Genomic DNA, 26,815 nt, shown 5'->3' on the forward strand with positions numbered 1-26,815 from the left:
ATCTTAGCACTATTGTCACAATTTTGTCAATATTATTATTTAAGTTAGTGGATTCACACTTTCTTCGCCTGTTAAATCCGCTATCATTTCCACGAGCAAATCAATTTCTTCCTGCATATCTTTTAAACTTACTGTTTCTACCGGTGCATGCATATAGCGAAGCGGAAGGGACACAAGTGATACAGGAACACCGTATCCTGTTAAACGAAGCTTATCTGCATCCGTCCCTGTCATTCTTGGTGTTAACTCATACTGAAGTTTCAAATCAAGCTTTTTAGCAGCCTTTTCAAGGAGCTGATTGATTTTTATATTGATTGGAGCGCCTTTCGCAAGAACAGGTCCACCTCCAAGATCAACCTCTGTGTGCTTTCTTGCATCAATTCCAGGATAGTCTGAAGAAAATGTAACATCACAAGCAATGGCCATTGTTGGTTGAATTCCTGCACCAGCGAAATAAGCACCACCCATGTTTGTTTCTTCATTCACTGTACTAACAGCATAAACACCTACTTTAGGGTTACGCTTGGCTACTTCACGAAGAACTTCTGCTACGATAAATGAACCAGTCCGGTTGTCTAATCCTCTTCCACTAATTCGGTCATTTAAGAGGTGCTCAACTTCTCGTTTATAGACTGCGAGGTCCCCAATTTGGACGTACTTCTCGATTTCTTCTTTTGTAGCTGCACCACAGTCAATATAGAGGTCTTCGAAATGAAACTCTTTCGCCCCTCCGTGATGTTCTGCATTGACACCAAATACACCTGTTAACTTTCCATGTGTGCCTAGAATTGTTACTTTCATGCCAATAGCAGGCTTATGACTAATTCCACCTAATTTCTCTACGCGAATAAATCCATTTTGATCAATTTGCTTCACCATAAATCCAATTTCGTCACAGTGTCCTGCAAGAAGCACTTTAAATTCTGCTTCTGGATTAAGAATTCCGATCGCATTACCTGCGTTATCCGTTTTAATGTCATCTGCAAACTCTCTTACATAGTCCATCCATTTATGCTGGATTTCCATTTCAGCTCCTGATGGAGAAGCGGTTGATAACAATTCTAATAAAAAATCACGGTTCATACGATGCACCTCCGAATAGTTTATAAGTTCCTTTTTCATTGTATCTTACAGCAAGACTTCATTCTAGTTTTGTGCAATGGCGATCTTGTACACAAAAACACCCCGCACATTAGCGGGGGTGCTTCATTATTTCGACTCTTTTAATAATATTTCTTCCACTTCTGTTTTCGTTGGAAGAGCGGTCATTGCACCCTTCGTTGCAGCTGCTAAAGCACCAGACACGCTAGCAAATTGCGTCATACGTTCAAGCTCTTCACGCGATAGATCACTAAGAGAGCCTTCATATTCATTGAAGCCGTGTAAAATGCCAGAAACAAATGCATCTCCTGCGCCTGTTGTATCAACGGCTTTAACTTTCATAGCAGGTACTCTAAGTGAGTAGTCTGGTGTGAAAACGAGACTACCTTCACCACCCATAGTAATAAAGATCACTGGAATACGATAATGAGCGAGCTTCTTAATTCCATCTTCGATCGCTTCTTCACCTGTAATGAATGTGAGCTCTTCTTCAGAAAGTTTTAGTATATCTGCCTCTGATAACATTGAAACGATCGTTTCTTTAGCTCTTTCTTCACTTTCCCATAGGCCTAGTCGTAAGTTCGGATCATAAGAAATGATTAATCCATTTTCTTTTGCTTTTTCAACCGCTACCTTAGTTGCACTTCTAGAAGGTTCACTAATCATTGAAATTGATCCAAAATGAAGGATACGGTGACGCTCGAATAAATCGTCACTTATTTCTTCTGCATGCAAAAAGCGATCGGCACTTGGGTTTATGTAAAAGTCAAAACTACGCTCTCCGTTTTCTGCATTTGTAACAAAGACAACTCCGGTTCGGGCTGACTCAGTTAGGATCATCGTTGATACATCAACACCATAATTTTTTAGCGTTTCTTGGAGAAATCGTCCGAGGACATCATCCCCAACTTTCCCTAGAAACGTGGAGTTAACACCGAGACGTGCAAGTCCAACGGATACGTTTGCAGGAGCACCACCAGGACTTTTTTGATACGTGAGATTGTCCTTGTCCAGAGGAATAAAGTCAATTAATGCTTCACCAAGACTAATAACACCTTTACTCATATCTACTTCCCCCTAAGTTAATCGAGAATAGAGCAGTGCTCAGAATCATTCGAGTACTGCTTTTCGTAATCATATCACGACACGGTAGATCACTAAAGAAAAAACCTTGTTATCCCATGATCCTTTTTATCATTTTTAGCCCGTTTTTAGCAGAGGGATAACGAAATGCAAAATCGAATTTCGTTGTTTGTTTCACAATGCTTTTCTGATGAGAAAATGCTTCAAAGCTCGCTTGACCATGATAGCTTCCAGTACCGCTTGAACCAACACCACCAAATGGTAGATAAGGTGAGACGATATGCATTAACGTGTCGTTCATACATCCGCCTCCAAAAGAAATAGAAGAAGTGATCAAATCTTGCATTTTTTCAGATTCTGAGAAAAAATAAAGAGCAAGTGGCTTTGGGCGTCTGCGTACATCATCAATCACAGTATGAATATCTGTGAATTCAAGAACAGGAAGGATCGGACCAAAGATTTCTTCTTGCATGACAGGATCTTCCCAAGACACATTATCCATAATTGTTGGGGCAATGACACGTTCCTTTTCTTTATGTTGCCCACCTATTAATACGTCACCATCATTTAGGAATTCTTTTAATCTTTGGAAATGACGATCACTTACGATGTGACCGTATTTCTGATCAGACAATGGATCTTCTCCGTAGAATTCAACCAGGACTTGAGCCATTTGTTCTAACAATGCTTTCTTTACATCACGATGAACGTATAAATAGTCTGGAGCGATACACGTTTGTCCAGCATTTGTGAATTTACCCCACATGATTCGTTTAGCAGCTAAGTTTAAATTAGCATCTTTATTTACTATGGCCGGACTCTTTCCGCCAAGTTCAAGCGTTACCGGTATAAGTTGTTTAGCCGCAGCTTCCATCACAATTTTTCCGACAGGAACACTTCCTGTGAAGAAAATATGATCAAACGATTGCTTTAATAACTCCGTACTCGTATCTACGCCACCTTCAACGACAGCAATATACTTTCGCGGAAAGACTTCTCGAATCATTTTGGCAATCACAGCAGACACTGCGGGTGTTAGTTCCGATGGCTTTAAAACGGCACAGTTCCCCGCTGCAATGGCACCAACAAGAGGGGCAATCTGCAGCTGGAATGGATAATTCCAAGGAGCAATAATTAATGTAACGCCATATGGCTCTCGATGAACATAACTTTTAGAACCAAGATGAGTGACAGGCGACTTCGCTCTCTCAGGGCTCATCCACTCCTTTAAATGCTTTAGCGTAAACTTTATTTCTTCAAGCAGAAAACCAATTTCAGTTGTATAAGCTTCCCACTCTGATTTATGAAGATCTTCCTTAAGTGCTTTTAATACTTCAGGTTCATATTCTTTAATGACTTTTCTTAATGTCTCTAGCTTTTGTTTTCTGAAAGCATACGATTTCGTTTCTCCATTATAATAATACTCTCTTTGTGTTCTTACTATTTCTTCTATCACTTCCATCGTATCATCTCCTCAGGCAAGTCTCTTTATTGTTCTTAAGTTTAAACTTTTGAACATAAGGTGTCAAATCAAGACACTCCTAATGTTTAAATATCTCATTCATAGGGGAGAAAACTGTATAAAACGATTTACTAAAATCAAAACTATAGGATGCAACCAATAAGGAGGCTATTACCATCGAAACATTAGGTCACCATATTATCGCTGAAATGTGGAACTGTAACAAAGAGAAATTAAACGATTTAGTCTATATAGAAGAAACCTTTGCTAGTGCAGCACTTGAAGCTGGAGCCGAAATTAGAGACGTAGTCTTCCACCCGTTCGAGCCCCAGGGAATTAGTGGCGCCGTTATTATTGCTGAATCCCACCTTACCATTCATAGTTTTCCTGAACACGGATATGCTTCAGTAGATGTCTATACTTGCGGGGACAAAATTGACCCTTCAGACGCAACCAATGCTATTGCAAGAGCACTTGAAGCGAAGAAGATACACACAGTAAAAATTCCTCGTGGAACTGGAGAAATCACTGTGAATGAAGTTGAAAAAAGCGGCGTCGAAGCAAAGTAGAACGATCAAGAGCGGATGCATATCGTGCATCCGCTCTTTCTTTCACTCCTGATTCAACAATTGTCTGTAATGGGCAAGGGCAAGGAGCGGCCAGATCATTTTATAACTGTGATAGTGAACGTAAAAGCCACCTGGTAATCCTGCTCCTGTTGGATAAGTGAGTTCTTTATTTTCAAAAGCGCCTTTCGTAAGATACTCTACTCCTTTATGAAGTGCATCACATTTATCTCCACAAATTGTTAAAGCATCAACTGCCCAAGCGGTTTGGGAAGGTGTACTATAGCTAAGAGAAATATACTTTTTTTGTTCATCACTTTTACATGATTCTCCCCATCCACCATCTTCCTGCTGAATCTTTTTAAGAAATTCTAAACCCTTACTGATTGCAGGAAAAGACGCACTATACCCCGCTGCCTTCAGTCCAGTTACAGCTGCCCATGTACCGTAAACATAGCAAATCCCCCACCTTCCGCACCATGAACCATCACTCTCCTGGTTGCTAACAAGCCACTTTACTCCTCTTACTACTGATGGATGATTATGTTGTAACCCAGCGAAGTTACATAGAAATTCGACAGTTCTTCCGGTAAGATCGGCTGACGAATCATCAGGAAAAGAAGATTGCGCTCCATCGATCAGTAGATCTTTCAATAGAAGAGCTTTACGGTCTGTTTCAAATGCGGGCCATCCCCCATCCTTATTTTGCATCGCAAGTATCCAGTTCACTCCTCGCTGCCAGCTGTTTGAGGAAGAAGCATGTTTCATTGCTCTTAGGGCAGCTGTCGTATCATCTACATCTGGATGAATACTGTTTCCTTCACTAAATCCCCATCCCCCAGGTATAATATTCTGTTTTGCCATCGCCCAGTCTCCAAACTTTGTTTGTTGATTTCTTCCTAAATATTTACTTGCCTTCATAATGATAGGATCAACACTTGAAAGTCCTGCTTCTTGGAGCGTATGCGTTATTAGAGCAGTATCCCAAATCGTAGAGGGAGAGTTTTGAATATGATTCTCTGACAAACACAACATCCCCTTCAAACCATCTATAGCACGTAGAATAACCGGAGACTGTTTTTCATAACCAAGGGCGAGCATGGCATAAATCATGAAAAATGTGGCAGTAGCATAATTTAATAACGTTCCATCACTTTCAATTCGCTGTAACATATATTGTTCAGCTCTCTTTCTTGCTTTGAACAACTGATTATCTGGAAATTGAACTATGGAATCCCATAATGATTTGATAGCGTCTGAAAAAACGCGTTCTTCATTTAATAAATGAGCGAGATCAGGTGTCCAGCTCGTCTTAATCGAATAGCGTAGATCCTGACATAAGATGATTGGCGCAAAATGGAGGCGGGCATATGAGCTTAAATCAAAGAAAGAAACCGGGAAGGAACCAGGAATAAGCATAAATAACATCGGAAAATGGAAAAGCTGTGGCCATTCCAGATGACCATTTAATGCTAGAAAAACTTTAGTCATTGAATCCGTTCTCTCTATCCCTCCCCACTTTCGGATATACAACTCAGCTTTCTTCATCTGAGGATGCTCCCGCTTTATTTTCCCCGAATAAAGGAGGCTATGATACGCCTGAATTGTAGCCGAAAGATTCCCTTCATCATCTTCAAATAGCTTCCAATACCCGCCCCTTGACTGATTCATCAGCAAACGATGGACAAGCTGATCCACTAATGTTTCTTCTTTCAACCCAAGTGTTCTTATGAGCACAATCATAACTGCATCAGTTAGAAGACTATTCTCAAAACAGTAATGAAATGAGCCATTCTTCTCCTGGTGACTTACTGCTTCTTTTACTAACTCATCTATTCTCTCATTCACCCTCTTCATATCCATAACGGTACCCCCTGAATTTAGCTACCGTATTGTATTCACGAAATCTTTTGGCGATTCAAACTAAAACCTATTGTAAATTTTTTGAAACTTGTGTAAAATTCAAACGTATGTAAGGAATAAGGAGTGATTGAATGAAAAAATTTGGGCTTCCCATACTAACTGGCCTCGTTATTTTGTTATTAATTTTTCTCCATCAGCTGTCAATTCTTCAAGAAAAACCCGACGAAGAATGGAGTAGAACAATTGCTTTAGACGTAGCAGCTGAGGATAGTGAAATGTTTGTGGAACATGAAGAAGAAGTAAGTACGCTATATTTCAGCGGCGATCCTGTGCGAAAAGTCGTCGTAAACGAACAGCTTGAAACATCCTCAGAAAATCTCGAGTATGCTATTCCTGAAGGGTACTCTTTCTATGTTGATGATAAACAAGCCATTTACAAAAAAAAGGATGAAATTATCTATGCTCGAAATGGAGAAGAGCAATCCATCCTGAATAAGATTGAAGGTATAAATGCATCAAATGATGGGGTTATAGCCTGGTCACGCCACACGGTTTACGCCATTTCTCCAGAAGGAACAATTGATTCAGAAACGAAGTTACCTCAATACATAAAAGGTGGAACCTTTGCAGAAAATGGACAGTTATTTCTTTATGTTCAATCAGAAGATACAAATCAATTTCTAACATTTGACCCGGGCAAAGAACCAGTTATTATTCACGAAACCCCTCTCTCGTCAGGAGAATTATACAGCAATCTCCAGATGATCCAGGTAGATGAAACCTTGACGTTTACATATACAGTTAGTGCAACAAGACAGGGAACAAGAGTGATTAACACTTACTTCGGCGAAAGTATTAGTGGAGAAGAGGCTAAAGTTAACCTCTTGAAAATCACTAATGTTGAAACAGGAGATAGCTTCCCAAGGCCTAACTATTTCTCTTTAACTAAAGTAGATGGAAAACCTCATCTGTTGTTTAGTGCAGACGGCGAAATATCTCCGAAACGTTCTGTTATAAGTATTTATGAAGCATCTCGCCAGGATGGAGAATGGGTGGCTTCTAGAAGAAGTACAAGTGAGGAACTTTCGATACGACCTGTTTCGATTACAGATCAATCGCTAGTTTGGATGGACCAAGAAGACAATGGCCTGGTTTTACATGGGGCATCTACTGATTCAACCGTAATTGAGAGCAGTAATGAAACGTCAAAAGATGATCTGAAATTCGCTCTTTATTATACATTCACAGCAATTGTAGGTATGTTCGCAATGCTAGCTTTTTCCTTTGGTTTTCTGATTCTACCGGCAGTTGCTTTAATGTACTTATATTTTGCAAATACAACTGCAGTTGAGCAGGATAAGAGCTGGGTAGAATGGACAATTGTCCTCCTTTGCGTTGGGTCCCAGATGATTTTCTTACCTTCGATTCTTGACGGCCCCTTTCAAAACCTTGCCCCTACCTATCTTACGTTTGAAGGAGCTCCATACGTCTGGCCAGTGATTATCTTCCTTGTCTCTTTCATCATCAGTCGAATAGGACAGGACCAAGAATGGACCATTCTTCAGCGTACTTCTTATCAGCTAGGATTAAATCTTGGAATACTCATTTTCTTGTTAGGACCTTATATTTTATAATAATCAAAAAGAGGATGCCCGCTTTAATGGGCATCCTCTTTTTATTTCGCCTGTTCAGCCGCTTTGTCGTTTACAGCGAGAATCGCCTCATGCAGAAGCTGACTGAAATCTCCCTTCCTCAGAACATCTAGTCCTGCAGCAGTAGCCCCACCTGGTGTTGTCACTTGATCACGCAATTCTCCTGCGTCTCGCCCATCTTTAAGCATTGAAGCAGATCCATAGATCATATGCACAACAAGCTTCCTCGCTACATCAGCAGTTAATCCATAAGACGCAGCCGTTTTTTCAAGTGACTCTGCTAAGTGATAAACAAATGCTGGAGCACTTCCCGTAATTGCAGTAAGATCATGAATTTGCTTCTCAGACAACTCTTCAGACTCTCCGATAGCATCCAGAATGACCTGAAGTGCTTCACGATGATCCTCTGTAACGTGATTTCCACACGTGAATAATGAAATTGACTCACCGATATCAGCCGCTGTATTCGGCATGATCCAGGCTGTTGGACGTCCTGGAAGTGATGCTTCTAAAATAGAAGGACCTATGCCTGCAGCAACTGTAATGATAAATTGATTTGTTACTCGATCAGCTAGCTCTTTAAGAACAGCTGGATGTGCTGCTGGGGGCATTGCTAGTATGACAATATCATGTTCGGAAATGACATCCTGCCATACTCCTGTTTCAACATCATACGTTTTTCTCAAATCATCCAATTTCTTCTGATCAGATTGATTCGTTACCGTAATTGTCCCCATATTTCCAGACTGTTTAAGTCCTGAGAAAATAGCCTCAGCCATGCGCCCAGCACCAATAAACAAGATATTAGACTTTTTCAATTATACCCCTCCTCTTTTCCAACTTAACTATACCAAACTGATGTACAATAGAAAAACGCCGGATTATAACCGGCGCTTTGATTACCAAAATTTAAACCCAGGAGACCCGGGTGGTGCATGTTCAATCATATGAACGACTGGTACTGTATAAGCCACAAGTATGAGTATTGTCGCAATGCTAAGCCATAGTCGCCAGTTTTCCAAAATAGCAGGCGTTTTCTCTGCATCTTCTGCCACTTCTCCAATCGGAAAATCTTCTTTTCCTTTTGGTGCAAAAAACGTGAGGTTCACAATAATGTAAACTAACAGCAAAATGGCAAGAAACAGGATTGATCCACCAACGGCCATCGTCACTTCATATGGAATCCACCCTAATGCATCAGGGTTATCCCGATAAGTCGTATAAGCTGTTCTCCTCGGTGCACCAAGTAAACCCACTGTATGCATGGCTCCTGACATAAAAAACATGCCAATCGCCCACAAAATTGTTTGCAAATTCGCAATGCTGTGCATTTTCCCCGTCAATACTCTTCCAGTAAGATGAGGAATTAGCCAGTAAGCAATGCCAAAGAAAGTAAGAGCCACACTTGAGGCAACGGTAAGGTGGAAATGCCCAGTTACCCAAAGCGTGTTATGCACAATCTGGTTCATTTGGTTACTTGCATTAATGATCCCACCAGCACCAGCTGGAATGAAAATCAACATTCCGACCATGGGCGCAAAGAACCGCGCATCTCTCCATGGTAATACTCTGAACCATCCAAAGAGGCCCTTTGCCCCTTTGCGACGACCAGAGATTTCAAAAGAAGCGAATAGTGAGAAGGCCGTCATGAGTGAAGGAACAATAACCATAAACGTTAACACAACCTGTAGAAATTTCCAAAAAGGAGAAATGCCAGATTCGAGTAACTGATGATGAAATCCTACCGGTATCGAAAATAGCAAGAAAAGGACGAAAGACAAACGTGCTAAAGAATCACTGAAAATTTTACCACCTATAATTTCGGGTATAATAACGTACCAACAGACGTAGGCAGGTAATAACCAAAAATAAACGAGTGGATGACCAAAATACCAGAAAAGCGTACGACTTAGAAGAATATTAATTTCATCCACCCAACCGAATGACCAGGGAATAAACTGAAAGATAACTGAAACAGCAACACCAATCGTAGCGACAAACCACAGCACCATCGTCATCACAGCCATAAAGCTAAATAATGGAGATAGCTTCTCATGAGAAACTTTTTTCCAAATGTAGTACTGATGACACATCGCACCGCCCGCTAACCATGTTCCGATAATAAACAACGTTAATCCAATATAAAACCATGGAGACGCTTTTAACGGGGCATAGAAAGTATACAGAACCGTTCCCTCATTTAATAAAACCATAACAGTTGTAAGAACCGTTCCAATCGTCATTATGATATATCCCAGCCACGCCATACGGTATGGTTGGTCATAGAACTTCCCCATTGTTCTGCTCATGCCGGCATAAAAGAACCCAATAATAAAATAAGTTGTAAAAATAAGTGCGAGTAAGATCCCGTGTGCAGTTAAAAGCTGATAATATCCTATTCCTGCTGGTAACTGAATTGTTCCACTTCTTACTAACGTTTGTAGTAATCCTGCAATACCACCTAATAGAACAGCTACAAAGGCAATTAACAAATGAGCCATACTGAGCTTTGCATCATTTCGATCTACTATAGAATGACTCATTTTGTCACCTCCAGAGGTACACCCATTGCCTGATGTCCTACCCCGCAATATTCATTACATAAAATCAGGAATTGTCCTGCCTCATCAAACGTATGTGTAATGGTATTCACGTGCCCAGGAGTAATCATCATATTGACATTCGTCTTTGGGATTTGAAATCCATGAACAACGTCTTTACTAGTAACTTTAAAATGAACGGTAGCCCCTTCAGGTATTTTCAGCTCATCATTTGATTGGAAGGTGAAGGCTTGAGCAACTAAAACCGCTTCATATTCATTCTCACCTATTTTCTTTAAACCAGGTTGATCAAAGGGCGCAGTTACATCTACTTTTGTTGGATCAAGAATTTCGTTATCACTCGGTGGCGTATGCCCCATTGCGAAAGCGTTCACACCAATGACTAAAAGAAAAAGAATAAGTGTCCCGCTTCCAATCATAAGCCAAAGTCTTTCTAATTTGTGCATGTGCATCTCTTTTCCCCCTTTCTAAAGACGAACCATATATAGCCAGTAAACCCCAAACCAGGATAATAGAATAAAGCCACCAAGTAACATTACTGCGACCATCGTCCCTTTCAGGTTTGGTCCTCCCTTATTTATTACAACTTTTCTGGCTGTTTCTTTCTTCTCCTCAAGAGCCCCCATCACTCATCCTCCTTTATACTTCACTATAGATTTATTGTATGAGAATACACATTCCTAATCTGTGACTAAACTCACTAAACAAGAGAACATTCACGAGTTAGCTAATATATCTGAATTTAGCCAATATTTATCGATTTTGGCGAGTATCCTCTTCCACAACCTCCGCACGCCATCACGATCAAGACAAAAAAAGAGTTCAGGATTAAAACTCCTGAACTCTCACGCCTTATAACCTGCATATGTTTTTTGGACAGCCTTCGCAATGACATATGGCTTTCAATTTATCGAGATCTTCAATCAGGATTTCTCCCCCATCATAGGCTATAATCTCATCTTTCTTAAGCTGGTTGAGCATTCGATTAACCGTTTCTCGAGTTGCTCCAATCAAGTCTGCAAGCTCCGCATTTGTAAACTTCGTAGTCATACGAATACTTGATCCTTCTTCAAACCCATAAGTATTGGCGATTCTAATCAAAGTTGAAGCGAGTGCTCCATGCTTTCCGAAGAACATCAAATCGCGTAATTTTGTTTGGGTAAAACGCTGCATATAGCCCATCCATTTCATAAACTCAATGGCAAGATCCCCATTTTGCCATAAAATTGTTTCAAGATCTTTCTGCTGGATGATACCTAGACTACAATCCGTCATGGCTTCTGCACTAAAGCTATTCTGCACATGACTATCATCATGGAATTCTCCGAACAGATCTCCTGCTTGAAAATGATAGAGTACAAGATCTTTACCCTCATCAGAACTCTTCGTAAGTTTTACTGCTCCGCTTTTCAAATAATATATATGATTCGATTCATTGCCTTCCCAATAAATCGTTTCTCCACGCTTAACCTGTTGTTCATACATTAATTCTGCTAATTTAATAAAATTACCCTTTGAAAATGACTGTGTATTGTATCCGCCTTTATTCATAGTGGAGATGGGACAAGTAACTTTCATGATTTTCGCCTCCTATAATGTTTCTCTTAGCATCATTATAAGAGTTCCACTCCATTCTAAGTGTGATATACATCACACCTCAATCATTTTTCTCTTGAAAATGTGACATTGTTTACAGCCTAGTTTTCCTCAACCATATTACATTTAAGGTAACAAAAAATTGGAAGGTGATGAGCATGCTAACAGGAATCATTTTAGCCGGAGGACGTAATGATTATGTAAACGGTCACCATAGATCCCTTCTACTACATCATAATGAGCCAATCATCTTATGTCAGATCAAAAAAATGAGTCAAATTGCAGATGAGGTCATTATCGTTACAAATACTCCTAGAGAGTTACTACCACACGTCCCAACAAATATTCGCATCATTACGGACTTTTATCCAAATAGGGGACCTATAGGAGGATTGCATGCCGGACTATCTCTCGCTAGAACAGAAATAGCATGGGTTATTGAAGTAGACACACTTTCCATTTCAACATCTATAACAAGTAAACTAATTAAAAACGTATTGCGTTATCATGCAGATGGCGCAATTCCATTGGTAGATGGGACACTTAAACCTCTACAGGGCGTCTATAGGACAAGTACAAAAGCAACCTTAACGAAGTTACTTCAACAAGAAAATACCACTCTGTCTACTTTTCTAGAAAACATTCACACCGTTTCAGTGAGCTCTAATTCAAACTATAAAATCCGACCACATCATACGCCCCAATAGACATGGTGAATTCACCATGTCTATCCTTTTGATAGGAACATGCTTTTCTCATCAAAAGGTGATAATATAACGGTGATGCAAACTAATTTCATATTAATAATATACATATGGATATGGGTGAACTTAATGAAAAAAACATCCGTTATTGTTGGAATACTTTTCTTTATTGTAGCTGGTCTCATAGTTGTGCTTTCTACACAAAATGAAACTGAACCTCAGCAGCCGTCTGAGCTGCTCACGACCTATCGGAACATCTCTCAACAAACTGAGGAGAATACAGCTATTCAGAATGCTTCCTTAACGCTTTCGGCGGTGGGAGATATACTCATTCACGACCGAGTTTATGAAAAGGCAGTAGTAGGCAATGGATTTAACTTTAATCCAATGCTTGAAGATGTTCAAAACCAATTAAAGAAAGCTGATATTACGATCGCCAATCAAGAAACCGTCATCGGCGGGACATCAATCGGCCTTTCATCTTATCCTTCTTTTAATAGTCCAACAGAAGTTGGGGACGCACTTAAAAATTCCGGAGTAGATATTGTATCGATGGCGAATAACCATACTTTAGACCGAGGAGAAAAAGCCATCCAAAATGCGATTAAACATTGGAACAAAATCGGCGTTCTTTATACAGGAAGTTATGTTTCAAAAAAAGATCGCACTATCATTAGAACGATTGAACATAATGGGATAACGCTGGCTTTTCTCTCCTATACTTACGGAACTAATGGCCTCCGCCCTCCTGGAAATAAACCTTATCTTGTGAACTACATTGATAAGCAACTCATAACTCAAGATATTCAAGAAGCCAAAAAGGTAGCGGATGGGGTAGTTGTAAGCTTACACTTTGGAAATGAATATGAACGCTATCCAAACAATAACCAGCTAGAACTCAGTTCTTATGTAGCTGAAGCGGGAGCAAACCTGATTTTAGGTCATCACCCCCACGTTCTCCAGCCGTTGGAATGGATTGAAACAAACGACAAGCGCAATGTATTGGTTGCCTATTCACTAGGTAATTTTTGGTCAGGTCAAAAAGGGGATTACAAAGATATCGGAGGCATTCTTGAGGTTGAATTCGTCAAAAAGAATTTCCGAGGAAACTCTATGCTCTCAATCACTTCCCCAGCATTTACACCGACTTATGTAGATAATGAGTATAAAGTCCACCCGCTAAGTGAAGTAAAACCTGATTTATTAAATGAAATGAATCTTCATATGAAGCAGTGGATGCCTGATTTACTGGTTCCAAAACCATAGAAAAAAGCCCGTTATCAACGATAACGGGCTTTTTTCTACGATAGGGTATACCCACCATCAACAACAAGATTATGACCATTAATATAACTTGCGTCCTCACTTGATAGAAAGTAAACCACTTTTACGATTTCAAGAGGCGTTCCAAATGACCCTCTAGGATGTTGTTTATAGGCTTTCTGAAACCCATCCTCTGTGCCATATAACTTCCAAGCAAGAGGGGTATCAATTGGTCCTGGCGAAATAACGTTCACACGTATTTTCAGCTTCGCATAACGACTTGCCAATGATTTCGATAGTGAGACGATACCTGCCTCTGTTGCATTGTAAGCTGGAAGAGCTGCGTTGGAGGTTCTCAATGCGCTACTTAAAAAAGCATATTCCATGTATCTGGACCAACAATCCCATCTACTGATAATCCCTTTCTTTTCTGATAAGCTCTTACAGCCTTTTCAGTTGCGGGTCCAAAGATACCATCGGGGTTCACATTAACCGCTCGTTGAACGGCCTCTACATCTTTGCCACGATCGCCATTCATCACATATCGACCAGGATAAGGTCTTACTGGAGCATTCATAGCGAATCCACCTTTTGGAGCTCGCTTCAAAGCAGCAAGTGTTTTGGGACCAACAATCCCATCTTCCACTAGACCTGTTAATCGCTGAAATTTCTCAACTGCTTCCTGCGTCTCTCTTCCAAAAATGCCGTCCGCCCCAAATTCACGCAGGTCCATTCCTACACGAATGAGAAGGTCTTGAATTCTCTCAACTTCTTTCCCACGATCACCTGCACTAACAATAAGTGTGCTAGTAGTAGATTTCACCTTCCCAGGGCTACTTATTTCTTTAAAGTTTTTCCAAACGCCTGTTACATCTTCAATAAAAGTCGACCATGTAATTCCATAGCGATTTAATGCATTCTCAGGATCTGTTCTACGTGTTGGATCAAGTGTTGAGTGGGCAACTATATCTGATTCAGGATCGAGTTTATATTTATCACATAAATAAGCATGGTACCAAACATAGCGGTCATAGGCCTCTATAAAGGATATACCTCCTCCCCAACAAAGTTCCACACCGATCGCTTTATCATTCGCATCTCCGTTATAAAGGAGATTGTCCTTTTCCGTTACATAACGTACATGCCATGCTTTTTCAGTTAATGGAATGATTTCAAGAATAATCGAATCATCAATAAACGTATGAGCAGACGCGGAGATAATATTTTTAGCAAAATAGGCTCGATTTACGTATGCCGTTGAACCTGGATTACCTGTATCATGAGCGACTATAAAGCTAATTCCATCATTTTTTTCTTTTGGTCTGGACTTACCTTTATCGATATAATCTCTAGTAATTGTATATTTTGAATTACTTGCCATTATTTCACTCTCCCTTTCTTTACTTCCCCCCTCCTCTCTAATATCCATCATATGTAAACAATTCTTATCTGGCTCGCTTCTTTGTGTCTTATCAAATAAAATTAGTCAGGTGCTGAGTAGCCCTGACTAATTAATTGATTCTTCGTTATCAACTAGACAATCATTCATAAACCCTTCCCAATCACTAAATTGATAAAGAGTCGGAGTGAGCACCAATTTTTCTAATATCCCTGCATATGTTTCTTTGTTGTTATCATCTATTAACGGTGATAGAGCTGTTCGAATCATTTCTGCTTCTCTACGCGTTATGTTCATATGAAGTCCTCCTTTCGCCTTTTTACATAATTTCTCCGATAGACGTCATAATCATGTGCTTTTTTTGCCAGAATAACGATGAGGTGAACACGAAATGAACCAGGGAATGAATACAGCTTTATCAGCGATCATGCTAGCACAAGGATTAAAAATAGTAACACATAAAGCGAAATCGGGAAATTGGGATTGGCGCCCTTTCTTTCAAACGGGAGGAATGCCAAGTTCTCATTCTGCAGGTGTATCTGCTTTAGCTACTTACACAGCATTAAAAACAGGAAAAAGCTCTGTCGAAACAGCACTAGCTGTCGTATTTGGAGTGATCGTCATGTATGATGCACAGGGCATTCGACGACATACGGGCGAGATCGCTCGATTGGTCAATGACCTAGATGAAGACATCGAACTATTATCGGGGCACTATCCTGATTTATTTCACGCGAGACGAGATGTTGAACTAAATGAACTTCTAGGTCATCAGCCTGCTGAAGTGGCCGGTGGTGCTTTGCTAGGGATTGCCCTTGGCTTAATAGGTTATTTCTCAAGGAAATAATTAACAAATAAAAAGTTGACAATCCTTCTCAAGCGTGTATAATGTGTAGTTGGGGTAACAAAAACCCGATATTAACAACTAGCTCCTTTAAAATAAGGAGAACTAAAATTCATAACTGGAAAGGTATGAACAGCATGATTCTAATTGGCTTGTATCAAGTTAATGGCCATACTACAATTGCTGTTGATCCTCCTCACTCACACTGGCGCGGCTTCGGAGCCGTAAGGATGGAAGAGAGGTAGGGCTTTCGTTGTTTGAGAGATCAACAGATCTCTATGGTATGTTTACCGCGGCAATGAAGGAGTTACTGTTAATAAATAACGATCGTTATATAAAACGTAGAAAGAGCGCATCTAAGCGATGCGCTCTTTATCAATTTATAGAGAGTTGCCTTCATCTTTTCTAACAATGATGTCGGCAATCACGCCTCCAGTATAGAGGATGGATGAAATAATTCCACTAACACCAAATGCACCTAATGCGATAATCCAGCGCATTGGATAAGGTTCTTCAATAGTTGAATAATTTGGTAAGTTTTCTCCAAGGGTAATACCAATGAATATAGCGGCCACAATACCTGCTAGTAATGTGTATACTGACATCTTTCTAAGTAAATATCCGTTCACGTTCATTACCTCCTTCTCTCCTAATCATTCCCTCTAAATAAGCAACAAAACATGAAAGGAACCTGATCAATAGTGAATTAGTGGACTAGTCATTATTTATTTCCTGGTGTTTATTGTGGTAAAACCAAAGAGCTAGGTAAAGAGAGAAAGTATTGAACAACGGCTACTATGTTAAAATAAGATGAAACACTACAAAAGCGCACCAATCATGAAAGTGTTAAAGACATAAAGTACTGATACGACATTTAACAGAAGCCCCCTGTGGCCAACTGTATACGAAAATAAAGGAGTAACGATATGACAATGTTTGATCAACACCCTTTTCTTTCTGAAAACTGGCAAGCTGCCGGCTTTAGTAATTTCTCAATGGTTCAAGAACAAGCCATTCCTCGGATCTTGAACGGAGAAGACTTACTAGTTGAAGCTCCAACCGGCACTGGAAAAACACTTGCTTACCTTTTACCGATTATGCAAATGCTTGATCCAAATAAAAAAAATACACAGGCCATTATTCTTGCTCCTACGCGAGAACTCGCCATGCAGGTTTTTGAAGTTTCTCAACAATTCCTAAAGGGCAGTAACATGACAGCTGCTTCAATGATTGGGGGAGCTGCTATTAAACGACAGTTAGACAAGCTTAAGAAGCACCCCCAGCTTATCGTTGGTACACCCAATAGAATTGCCGAGCTAATTGATATGAAGAAATTGAAAATGAACGAAGTAAGAACCTTTGTAGCTGATGAAGCCGATCAAGTGTTACATCCGTCTACCTTTGAAGATGTCTCCTATATTTGTCAATCTGCGCTTAGAGATTGTCAGCTCCTTTTCTTCTCTGCCACGCTCAGTGATAAAGTGCTTTTGCAGGCAAAGAAACTATCTGATAATCCATCCGTCTTAAGCATCAAAGCTACAGCAGAAGACAAAAAAGCGATTGACCACAGTTACTATGTGACAAATCGACGAGAGAAGCCAGAATTACTGCGGAAGCTAGCTCGTAAAGACGGTGTAAAAGCGCTAGCCTTTGTTAACAACAGTAACTACCTCTCTCGATTGAAAGACATTCTTGCAACTAAGAAAATTTCATTCGATGTATTAGATAGTTCGACAAATAAAACGGAAAGAAAGAATGTATTAAATCGTTTCCGTAATGACCAAATCCAATTGCTTTTAACAACTGACCTTGCTGCAAGAGGACTAGACATCGATAATATTACTCATGTTTTCCACTATGATTTATCTGAAGATGCAAGAACATACCTGCATCGCTCAGGACGGACAGGACGCATGGGGAAAGAGGGTTCAGTTGTCACGCTATTACTCCCTGGTGAAGAAAAGTATCTTGAGAAAATCACCCAAAAGCTAGATCTTGAACTCACTAGAAAGAACGTGCCAAGACCATCTACTACTAAATCTCGTAAGCGTCATTAAGTAAAATACAAAAAGCTGCCTTTCATCGATAATTATTGATGAAAGGCAGCTTTTTGGTTCTATTAATCCCCATTAAACATATCGAAAAGACCTCTTGCCATACTTCCCTCGCCCTTACTTCCACCTGGCGTTTGAGGCATAGCTGCAAATACTCTGCTTGCAAGACGACTAAACGGAAGTGACTGCACCCATACAGTTCCAGGCCCTTTAAGCGTTACAAAAAACAGCCCTTCTCCACCAAATAAAGCTGTCTTTACTCCTTTAACAAACTCGATATTGTAATCCACCTCTCCAGTCATCGCCACTAAACAACCCGTATCTAGACGAAGCGTTTCCCCAATTTGAAGCTCCTTTTTGTGGATCGTTCCTCCAGCATGGACAAAAACCATACCATCTCCCTCTAGCTTCTGCATGATGAACCCTTCTCCTCCAAAGAAACCAGTGCCTAATTTCTTCTGAAGCTCGATACCTACTGATACGCCTTTTGCTGCAGCTAGAAAAGCATCCTTTTGACAAATAATCTTCTTATCCCATTCACTTAAATCCATGGGGATAATTTTCCCAGGATAAGGTGAAGCAAAAGATACATGCTTTTTCTCTTTTCCTTCATTTGTAAAAGCCGTCATAAACAAACTCTCGCCAGTTAAAACACGCTTACCTGCACTAAATAATTTCCCCATTATCCCGCTTTGTTGACCACTTCCATCGCCAAAAATAGTCTCCATTTCAATATGATCTTCCATCATCATAAGGCTCCCTGCTTCAGCAATAACAGTTTCCCCTGGATCTAGTTCAACTTCTACAAACTGCATATCATCCCCATATAGTTTAAAATCTATTTCGTGGTTGTTCATTCACAGCTCTCCCTTTTATCATTGTGATAGCTATACGTTCTAACATAATGAAAGGTTTCGACTTCCTTACAGTAAAAAACCTGCTCCATAGGGAGACAGGCTTTTCACTCTTTACTTCGTACGGGCCATTTCTTTTTCATCCAGCGGGGATACGCGTTTTACTGTTCGGCAAACTTCTTCTATATCAAATGGTTTAGCAAAATGAGTGATTGCTCCTAGTTTCATAAATTCTTGCACGAGCTGTAATTCACCGTATGCAGTCATAAAAATAACCTGAACTTTTTCATCAAACTTCTTTAACGATTTAAATACTTCTAATCCATCCATACCGGGCATTTTCAAATCGAGGATTACGAGATCAGGACATTCCTGCTTAAAAAGCTCAATTGCCGTCAAACCGTTCGCAGCTTGAAGTGTTTGATACCCTTCTTTCTTAAATAGCTCACCTAATAACACTCGAATGCCATACTGGTCGTCCACAATTAATATCTTCTTCATCGTATGCCCACCTTTTTTGCGATATAGTCTCAGATCATGTGACTTCCTATCATTATTGTGCACCATCTAAAACCGATTGAAAATAACTTCGTCGAAACTAGTCACGAGATTACAAATCTCGCACATTTTCGCCCTATTGAACGTTCATTATTAAGAAATGTAAGCGCATTATAGAAGACGCACGTTCTTTTTTACCATTTTACAACTTTTTACTGAATTTTCGTTTTATTTTATGAGACAGGGGAAGAGTTTACTAGAACAAATTTAGGAGGGTATATTAAACCATGACTGGTCCTACAATCCAGACGATTAAAGAAATTGAGAACAAAGCTATGAAAGATCAGCGAGAGGCTTCAGAAGCAAGAAATGTGGTAAGAGAAGCAACGAAAGTGAATTCAATCCATCCCTCATAGACCATAAGTTAACTATAAAGCAAGAAAAGCAGATAGGCGCATAGGCGCCTATCTGCTTTTCTACATCAATGAAACAACCGCCGTTTGGCGGTTATTCATTATTTATTTTATTTACGCTTGCGATAAGTTCTCTTCAGTTCCATTTCGGCTGCTTCGTCTAACGTTTCAGGGTTGTCTGGATCTCTTTCAAGAGTTCTTTCTACATCACGTTCAATCACATCATCAAACGTTTCAGCACCTTCTGTTTCGACGATTATCTTTTCGACATCGCGATTAACAACTGTAGACATTGGAACTTCCGACTCGTCTAACTCTGCTGCTCGCTTGATTGAATAACCGCTTACTAATGCTTCTTCCTCTGCAGCAGGTGTTTCTTTCTCACCTTTGCGATTCTTCACTTTGTCCACAATGTCATTTGATTTAGTTTTGACGGATTGAGCAAAAGCGCTCGATTTATTTTTCATGTTACCTGATACTTCTACACTTTTATCTTTTGCCTTTGTCACACTATCACTAATATCATTTCTAAGCTCTTTTCCAGCCTTTGGTGCAAGCAGAACACCAGCTGCTGCTCCTACCATACTACCTGCTATGGCCGCTATTGCCGGACCTTTAAACTGACTTTCTGACTTCACTGGATCTGTTCGATCAATACGAATCACTTCTCTAGTTGAGGATGAATATCCTTCTGGTGCTGGCTCACGTTCAACCTTCACCTCATGGTTTGGTTTTGAATCTTTCATCGTTATCCTTCCTCCTTAACAGATTGAATGTTTGATTTCTTAAATCGATACTTTTCCCACATTGTCAGAGCAGTACTTCCCCAATTCGCCGCCTCCGCAGCTTTTCCCTGCTTCGACTCAACACCTTTTTCAACAGAGTGGCTTAGCTTAGAAAAAGAACGTGATAAATTTTGAAGAGAAGCTCCTGTTTCTTTAACTGACTCAAACACTGGTGAGAATTGACCAACCTTTGATTGAACCTCATCAGCAAGTTCATTTGTTTTATGCAACATCATTGTGGTTTCTTTCGACAATCCATTGATCTGCCCTTGTAAAGAATCGATCATTTCTGCTGTGTTAGAAAGAGTTTTTTCAGTAGATTTTAACACTTTAATTAAAAATACACTTAATACTGCGAACACGATTGCGATAATAGCTACTGCTACATAAAGTATAATTTCCATTACGATGCCTCCTACTTCTATTTGAATATAATTACCAATACCCTAGAGTAGGAAATATAATCATAAAATTAACGAGCCATAAAATAGCTCAATACTAAAACACTTCTTCAATCGTTATTTTTAGCCTACTAAACAAAGGAAAGTGAGCCTCTTGAGGTGAGAGGCCTTCTAGTAAACTATTGTAAATCGACTCATAATACCACTTTTGCTTTTCTCGACCACGGTTAAACCTCTGCCAAATTTGTTCTCCTACTTGATCATAATCTTGTTTGATTGTCGTTAAGTTGTGAAGTTTATCAGCACAAGTAATTTGTTTTACTGAAAATGGCGCCTGCTTCATCTTTTCAATCGTATGTTCTTTTCTTTTTTCCCATTCTAAATGCTTATCAGGTTCAGAACACGCTGCTACTAAATTCGCCACAACTTGACCAAACTCTTCGTTCAACATCTCATACGTCATTGATGTATCCTCTATCACATCGTGAAGAATTCCTGCTGCAATCGTTTCTTCAGAAGCTCCTGATTCCATTAAATAGAATCCAACTGTTATTGGGTGAGAAAGGTAAGGGAGCGTTGATTCTTTCCTATATTGGCCATCATGAGCCAACGCTGCTATTTCGACTGCTTTCTCAATGATTTTCATATACAATTCCTTCTTTCTGATCACGTTTTAACGGGAATCGCCTTTGATAAGTCACCATTCTCCAAATCCATTCGATTGGTCCATACTTAAATTTAGATAGCCAGACTCTACTGAATCCGATTTGTATAAGGAAAATACAAATTAATAAAAGAACCCCGGTGCTTACTTCTGTTTCTCCATAAAAACCCAATCCATAATTGTAGTAAATAAGCGTACTAACAATAGATTGCATTAAATAATTCGTAAGAGCCATTTTCCCTACCCATTCAAGCGCTTTAAGACTTCTTCCTGAATAATAAATTAACGAGATAGCCGCCATATAAAAGAGTGAAACAAGTGGTCCACCGAGACTATCCTGAAGATGGGAAAAGGCGTAAGATTCAAAAACAAAAGGCGTTAACTTCACCAAGAATCCTAGTGAGCCGATAACTAGTAACTTTTTCACTAATGATAGCTGATTGCGATGCCCATTGAGCCATCCTTCTTTCGCAAAAGCTGCCCCTATTAGAAAATAAGGAAAAATAGAAAATAAAAGAAAAACGCCACTTACTCCTCCATTTACATAATACCAATCGCTTACTCGTTCATTTAAAATCTCAATATAGCTTCCCGAACCATACACCAGAATCGAATTTCTTATCGCTTCTGGGTCATGCGATGTTAAGTCAGCCGTACTAAACGGTAGCAACAAGAGAAAGAATATGACGGCATAAAACAACCATAATCCCAGACCTATTTGCAATAGTCGTTTCCCTTCCATTCGGATAAAGAAAAGTAGCAATAATCCACATAGACTATACGTAAATAGAATATCTCCATGCCAAATGGCAACAAAATGAAAGATTCCAATGATAAATAGGAATAGCAAGCGTCTTAGCATTATAGGAAGAAATCTAGAGCCACGTGATGTTACTCGGTTTTGTAGAATAATAAAACCATACCCAAACAAGAAAGAAAACAACGGGTAGAAACTGGCTTGTGCAAAAAAATCAATGAGGTTCATGAAAAGCTGATTCCATTGATCACCCCAGTAGTTTATTTTATCAACGTACATCCATGGAGAATGAAAATCGACCATGTTAACAAAAAAAATACCAAGCAAAGCAAAACCACGCATGGCATCAATTGATTGAATTCGATCACTTGCACTTGTAGGAATTAGGGCTGCATTCTTCATTTCATTCATCCTTTACTTGAGTCTTTTTCCTCTCAGAAATCGTTCCACATCATCACAGCGTTCTCCTTCTTTTGACTCATCTTATCAGATATTAGAAGGATGACCAGCATGAATTCCTATTCTCAAATAAGACATTTTGAATATAATTCAAGGAAAATCTACCCAGTTTACATCAAACTATTCTATAATAAACACACACACAAATTATGGAAAACTTACTATATGAAACCCTTCGCGCATGCAGATCGTCTTTTGTTTGAAGGGCCGAAGGAGGAAGGCGCAACCTTGGGGAACAAAGAATCAACAGAATATCTTGACCTTACCAATAAGGAAGCGGTCCTTGAAATGATAATGGATGAATACGGTGAAAGTGTTGTTTGGCTTGCTTTCAGTTATTTAAAAGACAAAGAAAAAGCGGAAGATGTTGCACAAGAAGTCTTTATTGCCTGCTATACAAAATTAGATACCTTTAATATGGAAGCCTCACTCAAATCCTGGGTATTAACTATAACTGCGAATAAATGTAAAGACGTACTCAAAAGCTGGTCTTATCGAAATATTGTGTTTGCCCAATCCTTATTAAATACATTTAAACATAGCAACTCTGAACCTGACATGGCCTTAATTGGGTCAGAAGAAAATAAAGAACTTACTACAAATGTCCTTAAACTTCCAGCCAAATATCGAGAAGTCATTTTTCTTCATTACTTTGAGGATTTAAAGGTTCAAGAAATCAGTGATTTGTTATCAATTAAAGAAAATTCGGTTAAAACAAGATTACGTCGTGCCAGGATGCTACTTAAAGAAATGTACTAAGGAGGGTGACAATGGACAAACGATTGAAAGACCTTCGTTCGCGAATGATCGATACAAAAGCTGTCACCTTCGATCATACTCATAAAGATCATATTCGAAGAAGAATTAAGGAAACATCCATTTCTAGATTCAATCTGATAAAATCTCTACAAAACCTTTTTCCTATTGCGCTAACCTACCTTACTCTTCTTTTCCTAGTAGTTAGTACTGGACTATTTGCAGCATCTGAAGTTGGTCTTTTACCTAAGAATAGTTCTGTTAGTGTTAGTGAACATTCTCTTACAAAAGAAATGTTATATGAAAATGTCCTAGCCTCTACAGAAATGATTGATATACAGAAGGATCAGGAAAAAGTTCGCTCTATTGCCCATTCGTACTTAGAAAATCAGCGTAACTGGAAAATCACCAATCATAGCGCTACCTATGGAACTCATTCCACTGTTCTTGTTCAAGGTAAAATCACAGAAGGACATTTTGACAAGATGACTTTTAGTATCTGGATTGAACCAGAAACCGGTCTTCCATTAAACTTTGTGATTCGCAATCAAGAAAGTAGTGTTCTTGAACAATTTAAACTACTTGACGAAACACTCGCCCATGCTGAGCGGCAAAATTAAAGGCTCCCGTTTTAGAACGGGAGCCTTTATTAACTATTTGCATGTGTCATCTAATACTCGGGAAGTATTTAATAGAAATTCCCGATCAAGATCAGGAAGTTCATCGAGATCAATACTTGTTAGTAAGTAGTGATGGAATCGCTGAACATCTGCTTTAATTTCTTTCTGTTGACCATCCGCGGTTAAAATTAGTGCATCAAGTATACCATTTAACATGGATACATCGTCTTTACCGTAGTGTCTAATCTGATAAAAGGCCTTATAAAGATATTGAAAGAAAGGCTTAGGCGTAGTTAATACACGTAAATTTCTCTTATCATCAAAAAACGCTTCCTTAGGTTCATACGTATTGCCAATTTTGGCGAGAATGGTACCAATTCGATTCGTGCAGTTCACAGCCGTGTGAGGATCATTAACAGAGGGAGAAATAGCCCTAAGAGCAATATCAACTAGTTTTTGAATTGAAAATTCTAAGTCTTGGTCATTTATTCTCTCTGTTCCAATTGCAATGATATTTAATATATCACTGGATGAAACCGAAGAAGCATCTTTGGCCCAAATCGTGGCAATCCTAGATCCGTTTTGTACATAGTTTCCTACATCTGCATCTAGTCTTAGTACACTTTCATATTTAGTAGCCAAGTTAACTAGTTTAGCGTAAGGTATTCGCTGAATGTAGCCCATTTTCTCACTGTATATCGGTATTCCAGCCTCTTCTTTTAGCTCTTCTTCTTCCCATCTATCCCACTTTTCAAAAGTTTCACCTTCATGTAATTCACTTTTACTTTCTACAAGGTATAACGATCTGCGGGTGATTTTTTCAATCAGATTGTTGACCTGAACAAAAGTAGCCGAATGATGAATAAACAATACAAAGAACAATAAACACGCAATCGCAAGGATCACTGTTAAGAGAGGCGATAAGATAATCCGACCATCCTTACCAGTTAATAGAAGCATGTTCACAAGGGCAAAGATAAATCCTGCCACAAAAACACCTAGCACGTGCTGTGTAAAGCGGTCAGAAATAAAATCTTGTAACACCCTCGGTGAGAACTGTGAAGAATAAGTTGTCAGCACAACCATAATAGACGAGAATGAAATGGTTGTCATGGTTAATATAGCCGTAATTAACGGAGCATATAGTGCCTGAGCGATTTTCTCCGTAGCTAGAAATAGCTTTGGAATTGTTCCATCCAATTGCGCAATGTACATAATGTCAATCCAAGTACTTAGAGCGACAACTACGATAGATATGGTGCCATATACGACTGGAAGAAACCAGAAGCTGTTGCGTAAATTAATCGATGTCTTAGAATAATTCATGTGTTAAATCCTCTTTCACTATTGTGTCATCTCTTTCTTGTTCCCTCATTCACTTGAGCTAATCCCAATATTTGATGATGGATTAATATCCCAAGCGATAGCCGTGCTTTGTAATATGCCTCAAGCTCTTCTGATGACCCGAATGGTCGCAAAATGAACGCAAACCATGAAGATAACTTTTAATAAATGAACGGTAGAATCCTATATCTATCTTTTCCCCATTCGTGATAAGTTTCTCCAACTGACATATAGAGCATTCTTTCCTCAATCCGGATACGGTATAAGAGAGCCGGGACAATGAGTAGAATGGATAGTAAAATGCCGCCCCACGTGCCTATGTATAATGGAAATCCTATCATGATTAGTAGTAGTCCAGTATATAGAGGATGGCGTAATAAACGATAGGGACCAGAACTAACAAGATCTACTTTGCTTTCTACTACTACATTTCTAGAAAAAAAGCGTCCTAGTTCTTGAATACCCCAATATCTCAATACAATCCCACTTCCATAAAGAAAGAGCCCTAAAACTTGATTAAATATGTTGTTTTGAAATGTGAAAAGATCAATCCCACTAAAATAGAGCGTTCCTATAATCACACCAGAGATCGCTAACAAAATAAAAACAAAGGACCGCTTTTCAGAAGAAGAGGTTTCTGTGTTTTTCTTTCCTCGTTTCATGATAAATTCACTTACCCATAAAACCGAAAGCAGAATGAATAATACATCAATTACACTCATGGCGCTCCCCCTTTATTATACCTTAATCAGCAGTATACCAGACTTCAATCCTTATTGTCTGACATCGATAGTGGCTTTGTATAAAACAGTCACTTTATACAATTCCACAAATGAAAACCCTTACATTAAGCAAAAGTTCTTCACTAGACTTATACAGCTTCGCGAATAAAATGGATATTATTGTAAATAATTCATGTTTTTCACTTCTTATATGGAGTGGTGAGCAAGCCTCTCATCTTCTAAGCGTATGTTAAACGAGTTTAGAGCAAACATCGTCCATATTCTTAGTTATTCTCCACTTATTCGGACTATTTGGGCAAGTCTTGTTGTCAGCACATAAGCGTTTGTTATACTCATAGAGTCAATTGATTAAAGCAATCACACATTTAACGGC

30 protein-coding genes and 1 pseudogene are annotated in these 26,815 nt (G+C 39.3%); 9 read left to right on the top strand and 22 right to left on the bottom strand.

Features of this window, described 5'->3' with window-relative positions; all coding sequences use genetic code 11:
- Positions 1–39: 39 nt before the first annotated feature.
- The 3 genes from AC0VYH_RS16790 to AC0VYH_RS16800 form a co-directional block, all read right to left on the bottom strand.
- Entirely contained in the window at positions 40–1,092 is a 1,053-nt protein-coding gene (locus AC0VYH_RS16790; protein WP_475367507.1) for a M20/M25/M40 family metallo-hydrolase, read from the bottom strand.
- Between the two features lie 117 nt (positions 1,093–1,209).
- Positions 1,210–2,166, bottom strand: coding sequence for an aminoimidazole riboside kinase (locus AC0VYH_RS16795; RefSeq protein WP_430241883.1), 957 nt, complete (start codon positions 2,164–2,166; stop codon positions 1,210–1,212).
- Positions 2,167–2,275: 109 nt separating this feature from the next.
- Entirely contained in the window at positions 2,276–3,646 is a 1,371-nt protein-coding gene (locus tag AC0VYH_RS16800) for an aldehyde dehydrogenase (RefSeq protein WP_430241882.1), read from the bottom strand.
- A gap of 176 nt (positions 3,647–3,822) precedes the next feature.
- Here AC0VYH_RS16800 and speD point away from each other — a divergent pair, with 176 nt between their 5' ends.
- Positions 3,823–4,215 (top strand): adenosylmethionine decarboxylase, encoded by a 393-nt coding sequence (gene speD / locus AC0VYH_RS16805; protein WP_194219625.1) that lies wholly within the window; start codon positions 3,823–3,825, stop codon positions 4,213–4,215.
- Positions 4,216–4,257: 42 nt separating this feature from the next.
- Here the strand turns inward: speD and AC0VYH_RS16810 are convergent, their stop codons facing one another.
- Complete coding sequence (locus tag AC0VYH_RS16810; protein ID WP_475372775.1) at positions 4,258–6,075, bottom strand: terpene cyclase/mutase family protein; 1,818 nt, start codon at positions 6,073–6,075, stop codon at positions 4,258–4,260.
- Between the two features lie 131 nt (positions 6,076–6,206).
- Here AC0VYH_RS16810 and AC0VYH_RS16815 point away from each other — a divergent pair, with 131 nt between their 5' ends.
- The gene (locus AC0VYH_RS16815) at positions 6,207–7,709 is read left to right on the top strand and encodes a hypothetical protein (protein ID WP_430241880.1); all 1,503 of its coding nucleotides are present in this window, start codon (positions 6,207–6,209) and stop codon (positions 7,707–7,709) included.
- A 41-nt stretch (positions 7,710–7,750) separates the two neighbouring features.
- Here AC0VYH_RS16815 and proC read toward each other — a convergent pair whose 3' ends face one another.
- From proC to AC0VYH_RS16840, 5 genes are all read right to left on the bottom strand, one after another.
- Positions 7,751–8,545, bottom strand: coding sequence for a pyrroline-5-carboxylate reductase (proC, locus tag AC0VYH_RS16820; protein ID WP_475372776.1), 795 nt, complete (start codon positions 8,543–8,545; stop codon positions 7,751–7,753).
- A gap of 81 nt (positions 8,546–8,626) precedes the next feature.
- Complete coding sequence (locus tag AC0VYH_RS16825; RefSeq protein WP_475372777.1) at positions 8,627–10,270, bottom strand: b(o/a)3-type cytochrome-c oxidase subunit 1; 1,644 nt, start codon at positions 10,268–10,270, stop codon at positions 8,627–8,629.
- On the bottom strand, positions 10,267–10,740 hold the full coding sequence (locus AC0VYH_RS16830; protein WP_430241875.1) for a cytochrome c oxidase subunit II: 474 nt from the start codon (positions 10,738–10,740) through the stop codon (positions 10,267–10,269). Before AC0VYH_RS16830 ends, AC0VYH_RS16825 begins: the two co-directional genes overlap by 4 nt.
- 15 nt (positions 10,741–10,755) lie before the next feature.
- Positions 10,756–10,914, bottom strand: coding sequence for a cytochrome c oxidase subunit 2A (locus AC0VYH_RS16835; RefSeq protein WP_194219170.1), 159 nt, complete (start codon positions 10,912–10,914; stop codon positions 10,756–10,758).
- Positions 10,915–11,140: 226 nt separating this feature from the next.
- Positions 11,141–11,866: a Crp/Fnr family transcriptional regulator gene (locus tag AC0VYH_RS16840; protein WP_475372778.1), complete on the bottom strand. Its 726-nt coding sequence runs from the start codon at positions 11,864–11,866 to the stop codon at positions 11,141–11,143.
- A gap of 176 nt (positions 11,867–12,042) precedes the next feature.
- Here AC0VYH_RS16840 and AC0VYH_RS16845 point away from each other — a divergent pair, with 176 nt between their 5' ends.
- Both AC0VYH_RS16845 and AC0VYH_RS16850 read left to right on the top strand, forming a co-directional pair.
- Positions 12,043–12,591 carry a molybdenum cofactor guanylyltransferase gene (locus AC0VYH_RS16845; protein WP_430241871.1) on the top strand — a complete coding sequence of 183 codons (549 nt, stop codon included), beginning with the start codon at positions 12,043–12,045 and terminating at the stop codon, positions 12,589–12,591.
- Positions 12,592–12,717: 126 nt separating this feature from the next.
- Positions 12,718–13,854, top strand: a complete 1,137-nt coding sequence (locus AC0VYH_RS16850; RefSeq protein ID WP_475372779.1) for a CapA family protein — start codon at positions 12,718–12,720, stop codon at positions 13,852–13,854.
- A 35-nt stretch (positions 13,855–13,889) separates the two neighbouring features.
- Here AC0VYH_RS16850 and AC0VYH_RS16855 read toward each other — a convergent pair whose 3' ends face one another.
- The 4 genes and pseudogenes from AC0VYH_RS16855 to AC0VYH_RS16870 all read right to left on the bottom strand — a co-directional run bounded on the left by AC0VYH_RS16855 (position 13,890) and on the right by AC0VYH_RS16870 (position 15,547).
- Positions 13,890–14,237, bottom strand: a complete 348-nt coding sequence (locus AC0VYH_RS16855; RefSeq protein WP_475372780.1) for an SDR family NAD(P)-dependent oxidoreductase — start codon at positions 14,235–14,237, stop codon at positions 13,890–13,892.
- Entirely contained in the window at positions 14,219–14,674 is a 456-nt protein-coding gene (locus AC0VYH_RS16860) for a peptidoglycan-binding domain-containing protein (protein WP_430241901.1), read from the bottom strand. Before AC0VYH_RS16860 ends, AC0VYH_RS16855 begins: the two co-directional genes overlap by 19 nt.
- Positions 14,675–14,695: 21 nt before the next feature.
- A pseudogene (locus tag AC0VYH_RS16865) lies at positions 14,696–15,232 on the bottom strand (peptidoglycan recognition protein family protein); the annotation flags it as partial.
- 126 nt (positions 15,233–15,358) lie between these two features.
- On the bottom strand, positions 15,359–15,547 hold the full coding sequence (locus tag AC0VYH_RS16870) for a hypothetical protein (protein ID WP_430241866.1): 189 nt from the start codon (positions 15,545–15,547) through the stop codon (positions 15,359–15,361).
- Between the two features lie 94 nt (positions 15,548–15,641).
- Between AC0VYH_RS16870 and AC0VYH_RS16875 the strand changes: the two genes are divergently transcribed.
- Positions 15,642–16,097, top strand: coding sequence for a divergent PAP2 family protein (locus tag AC0VYH_RS16875; RefSeq protein ID WP_430241865.1), 456 nt, complete (start codon positions 15,642–15,644; stop codon positions 16,095–16,097).
- 377 nt (positions 16,098–16,474) lie between these two features.
- On the opposite strand, the gene AC0VYH_RS16880 is transcribed toward AC0VYH_RS16875, so the two are convergent.
- Positions 16,475–16,723: a hypothetical protein gene (locus tag AC0VYH_RS16880; RefSeq protein WP_226614886.1), complete on the bottom strand. Its 249-nt coding sequence runs from the start codon at positions 16,721–16,723 to the stop codon at positions 16,475–16,477.
- 297 nt (positions 16,724–17,020) lie between these two features.
- Between AC0VYH_RS16880 and AC0VYH_RS16885 the strand changes: the two genes are divergently transcribed.
- Entirely contained in the window at positions 17,021–18,151 is a 1,131-nt protein-coding gene (locus tag AC0VYH_RS16885) for a DEAD/DEAH box helicase (protein ID WP_475372781.1), read from the top strand.
- A gap of 62 nt (positions 18,152–18,213) precedes the next feature.
- On the opposite strand, the gene AC0VYH_RS16890 is transcribed toward AC0VYH_RS16885, so the two are convergent.
- Positions 18,214–19,005 carry a TIGR00266 family protein gene (locus tag AC0VYH_RS16890; protein ID WP_475372782.1) on the bottom strand — a complete coding sequence of 264 codons (792 nt, stop codon included), beginning with the start codon at positions 19,003–19,005 and terminating at the stop codon, positions 18,214–18,216.
- 111 nt (positions 19,006–19,116) lie between these two features.
- Complete coding sequence (locus AC0VYH_RS16895) at positions 19,117–19,503, bottom strand: response regulator (protein ID WP_430241859.1); 387 nt, start codon at positions 19,501–19,503, stop codon at positions 19,117–19,119.
- Between the two features lie 284 nt (positions 19,504–19,787).
- On the opposite strand from AC0VYH_RS16895, the gene AC0VYH_RS16900 reads away from it, so the two are divergent.
- Positions 19,788–19,916, top strand: coding sequence for a hypothetical protein (locus AC0VYH_RS16900; RefSeq protein ID WP_430241858.1), 129 nt, complete (start codon positions 19,788–19,790; stop codon positions 19,914–19,916).
- Between the two features lie 107 nt (positions 19,917–20,023).
- On the opposite strand, the gene AC0VYH_RS16905 is transcribed toward AC0VYH_RS16900, so the two are convergent.
- The 4 genes from AC0VYH_RS16905 to AC0VYH_RS16920 all read right to left on the bottom strand — a co-directional run bounded on the left by AC0VYH_RS16905 (position 20,024) and on the right by AC0VYH_RS16920 (position 22,922).
- On the bottom strand, positions 20,024–20,659 hold the full coding sequence (locus AC0VYH_RS16905; RefSeq protein WP_430241857.1) for a YtxH domain-containing protein: 636 nt from the start codon (positions 20,657–20,659) through the stop codon (positions 20,024–20,026).
- 2 nt (positions 20,660–20,661) lie between these two features.
- A complete protein-coding gene (locus tag AC0VYH_RS16910; RefSeq protein WP_430241855.1) occupies positions 20,662–21,102 on the bottom strand; it encodes a DUF948 domain-containing protein in 441 nt (146 codons plus the stop codon).
- Positions 21,103–21,196: 94 nt separating this feature from the next.
- Positions 21,197–21,745 carry an HD domain-containing protein gene (locus AC0VYH_RS16915; protein WP_430241853.1) on the bottom strand — a complete coding sequence of 183 codons (549 nt, stop codon included), beginning with the start codon at positions 21,743–21,745 and terminating at the stop codon, positions 21,197–21,199.
- Positions 21,732–22,922: a DUF418 domain-containing protein gene (locus AC0VYH_RS16920; protein ID WP_430241851.1), complete on the bottom strand. Its 1,191-nt coding sequence runs from the start codon at positions 22,920–22,922 to the stop codon at positions 21,732–21,734. Before AC0VYH_RS16920 ends, AC0VYH_RS16915 begins: the two co-directional genes overlap by 14 nt.
- Positions 22,923–23,207: 285 nt before the next feature.
- Here AC0VYH_RS16920 and AC0VYH_RS16925 point away from each other — a divergent pair, with 285 nt between their 5' ends.
- Together AC0VYH_RS16925 and AC0VYH_RS16930 are read left to right on the top strand one after the other, a co-directional pair.
- Complete coding sequence (locus AC0VYH_RS16925; RefSeq protein ID WP_475365667.1) at positions 23,208–23,738, top strand: sigma-70 family RNA polymerase sigma factor; 531 nt, start codon at positions 23,208–23,210, stop codon at positions 23,736–23,738.
- Positions 23,739–23,749: 11 nt separating this feature from the next.
- Complete coding sequence (locus AC0VYH_RS16930) at positions 23,750–24,355, top strand: hypothetical protein (protein WP_430241846.1); 606 nt, start codon at positions 23,750–23,752, stop codon at positions 24,353–24,355.
- 33 nt (positions 24,356–24,388) lie between these two features.
- Here the strand turns inward: AC0VYH_RS16930 and AC0VYH_RS16935 are convergent, their stop codons facing one another.
- Both AC0VYH_RS16935 and AC0VYH_RS16940 read right to left on the bottom strand, forming a co-directional pair.
- Positions 24,389–25,681: a DUF2254 domain-containing protein gene (locus AC0VYH_RS16935; RefSeq protein ID WP_430241844.1), complete on the bottom strand. Its 1,293-nt coding sequence runs from the start codon at positions 25,679–25,681 to the stop codon at positions 24,389–24,391.
- Positions 25,682–25,860: 179 nt separating this feature from the next.
- On the bottom strand, positions 25,861–26,421 hold the full coding sequence (locus AC0VYH_RS16940) for a methyltransferase family protein (protein WP_430241842.1): 561 nt from the start codon (positions 26,419–26,421) through the stop codon (positions 25,861–25,863).
- Between the last annotated feature and the right edge of the window lie 394 nt (positions 26,422–26,815).

The sequence above is a fragment of the Anaerobacillus sp. QJM3NY_32 genome (assembly GCF_056173645.1).

Excerpts from the sequence above, each read along its gene's own strand:
- AC0VYH_RS16795 (WP_430241883.1), bottom strand. The coding sequence starts at position 2,166 with ATGAGTAAAGGTGTTATTAGTCTTGGTGAAGCATTAATTGACTTTATT.
- AC0VYH_RS16800 (WP_430241882.1), bottom strand. The coding sequence starts at position 3,646 with ATGGAAGTGATAGAAGAAATAGTAAGAACACAAAGAGAGTATTATTAT.
- AC0VYH_RS16810 (WP_475372775.1), bottom strand. The coding sequence starts at position 6,075 with ATGGATATGAAGAGGGTGAATGAGAGAATAGATGAGTTAGTAAAAGAA.
- AC0VYH_RS16815 (WP_430241880.1), top strand. The coding sequence starts at position 6,207 with ATGAAAAAATTTGGGCTTCCCATACTAACTGGCCTCGTTATTTTGTTA.
- AC0VYH_RS16825 (WP_475372777.1), bottom strand. The coding sequence starts at position 10,270 with ATGAGTCATTCTATAGTAGATCGAAATGATGCAAAGCTCAGTATGGCT.
- AC0VYH_RS16830 (WP_430241875.1), bottom strand. The coding sequence starts at position 10,740 with ATGCACATGCACAAATTAGAAAGACTTTGGCTTATGATTGGAAGCGGG.
- AC0VYH_RS16835 (WP_194219170.1), bottom strand. The coding sequence starts at position 10,914 with ATGGGGGCTCTTGAGGAGAAGAAAGAAACAGCCAGAAAAGTTGTAATA.
- AC0VYH_RS16840 (WP_475372778.1), bottom strand. The coding sequence starts at position 11,866 with ATGAAAGTTACTTGTCCCATCTCCACTATGAATAAAGGCGGATACAAT.
- AC0VYH_RS16845 (WP_430241871.1), top strand. The coding sequence starts at position 12,043 with ATGCTAACAGGAATCATTTTAGCCGGAGGACGTAATGATTATGTAAAC.
- AC0VYH_RS16850 (WP_475372779.1), top strand. The coding sequence starts at position 12,718 with ATGAAAAAAACATCCGTTATTGTTGGAATACTTTTCTTTATTGTAGCT.
- AC0VYH_RS16855 (WP_475372780.1), bottom strand. The coding sequence starts at position 14,237 with ATGGAATATGCTTTTTTAAGTAGCGCATTGAGAACCTCCAACGCAGCT.
- AC0VYH_RS16870 (WP_430241866.1), bottom strand. The coding sequence starts at position 15,547 with ATGAACATAACGCGTAGAGAAGCAGAAATGATTCGAACAGCTCTATCA.
- AC0VYH_RS16875 (WP_430241865.1), top strand. The coding sequence starts at position 15,642 with ATGAACCAGGGAATGAATACAGCTTTATCAGCGATCATGCTAGCACAA.
- AC0VYH_RS16885 (WP_475372781.1), top strand. The coding sequence starts at position 17,021 with ATGACAATGTTTGATCAACACCCTTTTCTTTCTGAAAACTGGCAAGCT.
- AC0VYH_RS16890 (WP_475372782.1), bottom strand. The coding sequence starts at position 19,005 with ATGAACAACCACGAAATAGATTTTAAACTATATGGGGATGATATGCAG.
- AC0VYH_RS16895 (WP_430241859.1), bottom strand. The coding sequence starts at position 19,503 with ATGAAGAAGATATTAATTGTGGACGACCAGTATGGCATTCGAGTGTTA.
- AC0VYH_RS16900 (WP_430241858.1), top strand. The coding sequence starts at position 19,788 with ATGACTGGTCCTACAATCCAGACGATTAAAGAAATTGAGAACAAAGCT.
- AC0VYH_RS16905 (WP_430241857.1), bottom strand. The coding sequence starts at position 20,659 with ATGAAAGATTCAAAACCAAACCATGAGGTGAAGGTTGAACGTGAGCCA.
- AC0VYH_RS16910 (WP_430241855.1), bottom strand. The coding sequence starts at position 21,102 with ATGGAAATTATACTTTATGTAGCAGTAGCTATTATCGCAATCGTGTTC.
- AC0VYH_RS16915 (WP_430241853.1), bottom strand. The coding sequence starts at position 21,745 with ATGAAAATCATTGAGAAAGCAGTCGAAATAGCAGCGTTGGCTCATGAT.
- AC0VYH_RS16920 (WP_430241851.1), bottom strand. The coding sequence starts at position 22,922 with ATGAAGAATGCAGCCCTAATTCCTACAAGTGCAAGTGATCGAATTCAA.
- AC0VYH_RS16930 (WP_430241846.1), top strand. The coding sequence starts at position 23,750 with ATGGACAAACGATTGAAAGACCTTCGTTCGCGAATGATCGATACAAAA.
- AC0VYH_RS16935 (WP_430241844.1), bottom strand. The coding sequence starts at position 25,681 with ATGAATTATTCTAAGACATCGATTAATTTACGCAACAGCTTCTGGTTT.
- AC0VYH_RS16940 (WP_430241842.1), bottom strand. The coding sequence starts at position 26,421 with ATGAGTGTAATTGATGTATTATTCATTCTGCTTTCGGTTTTATGGGTA.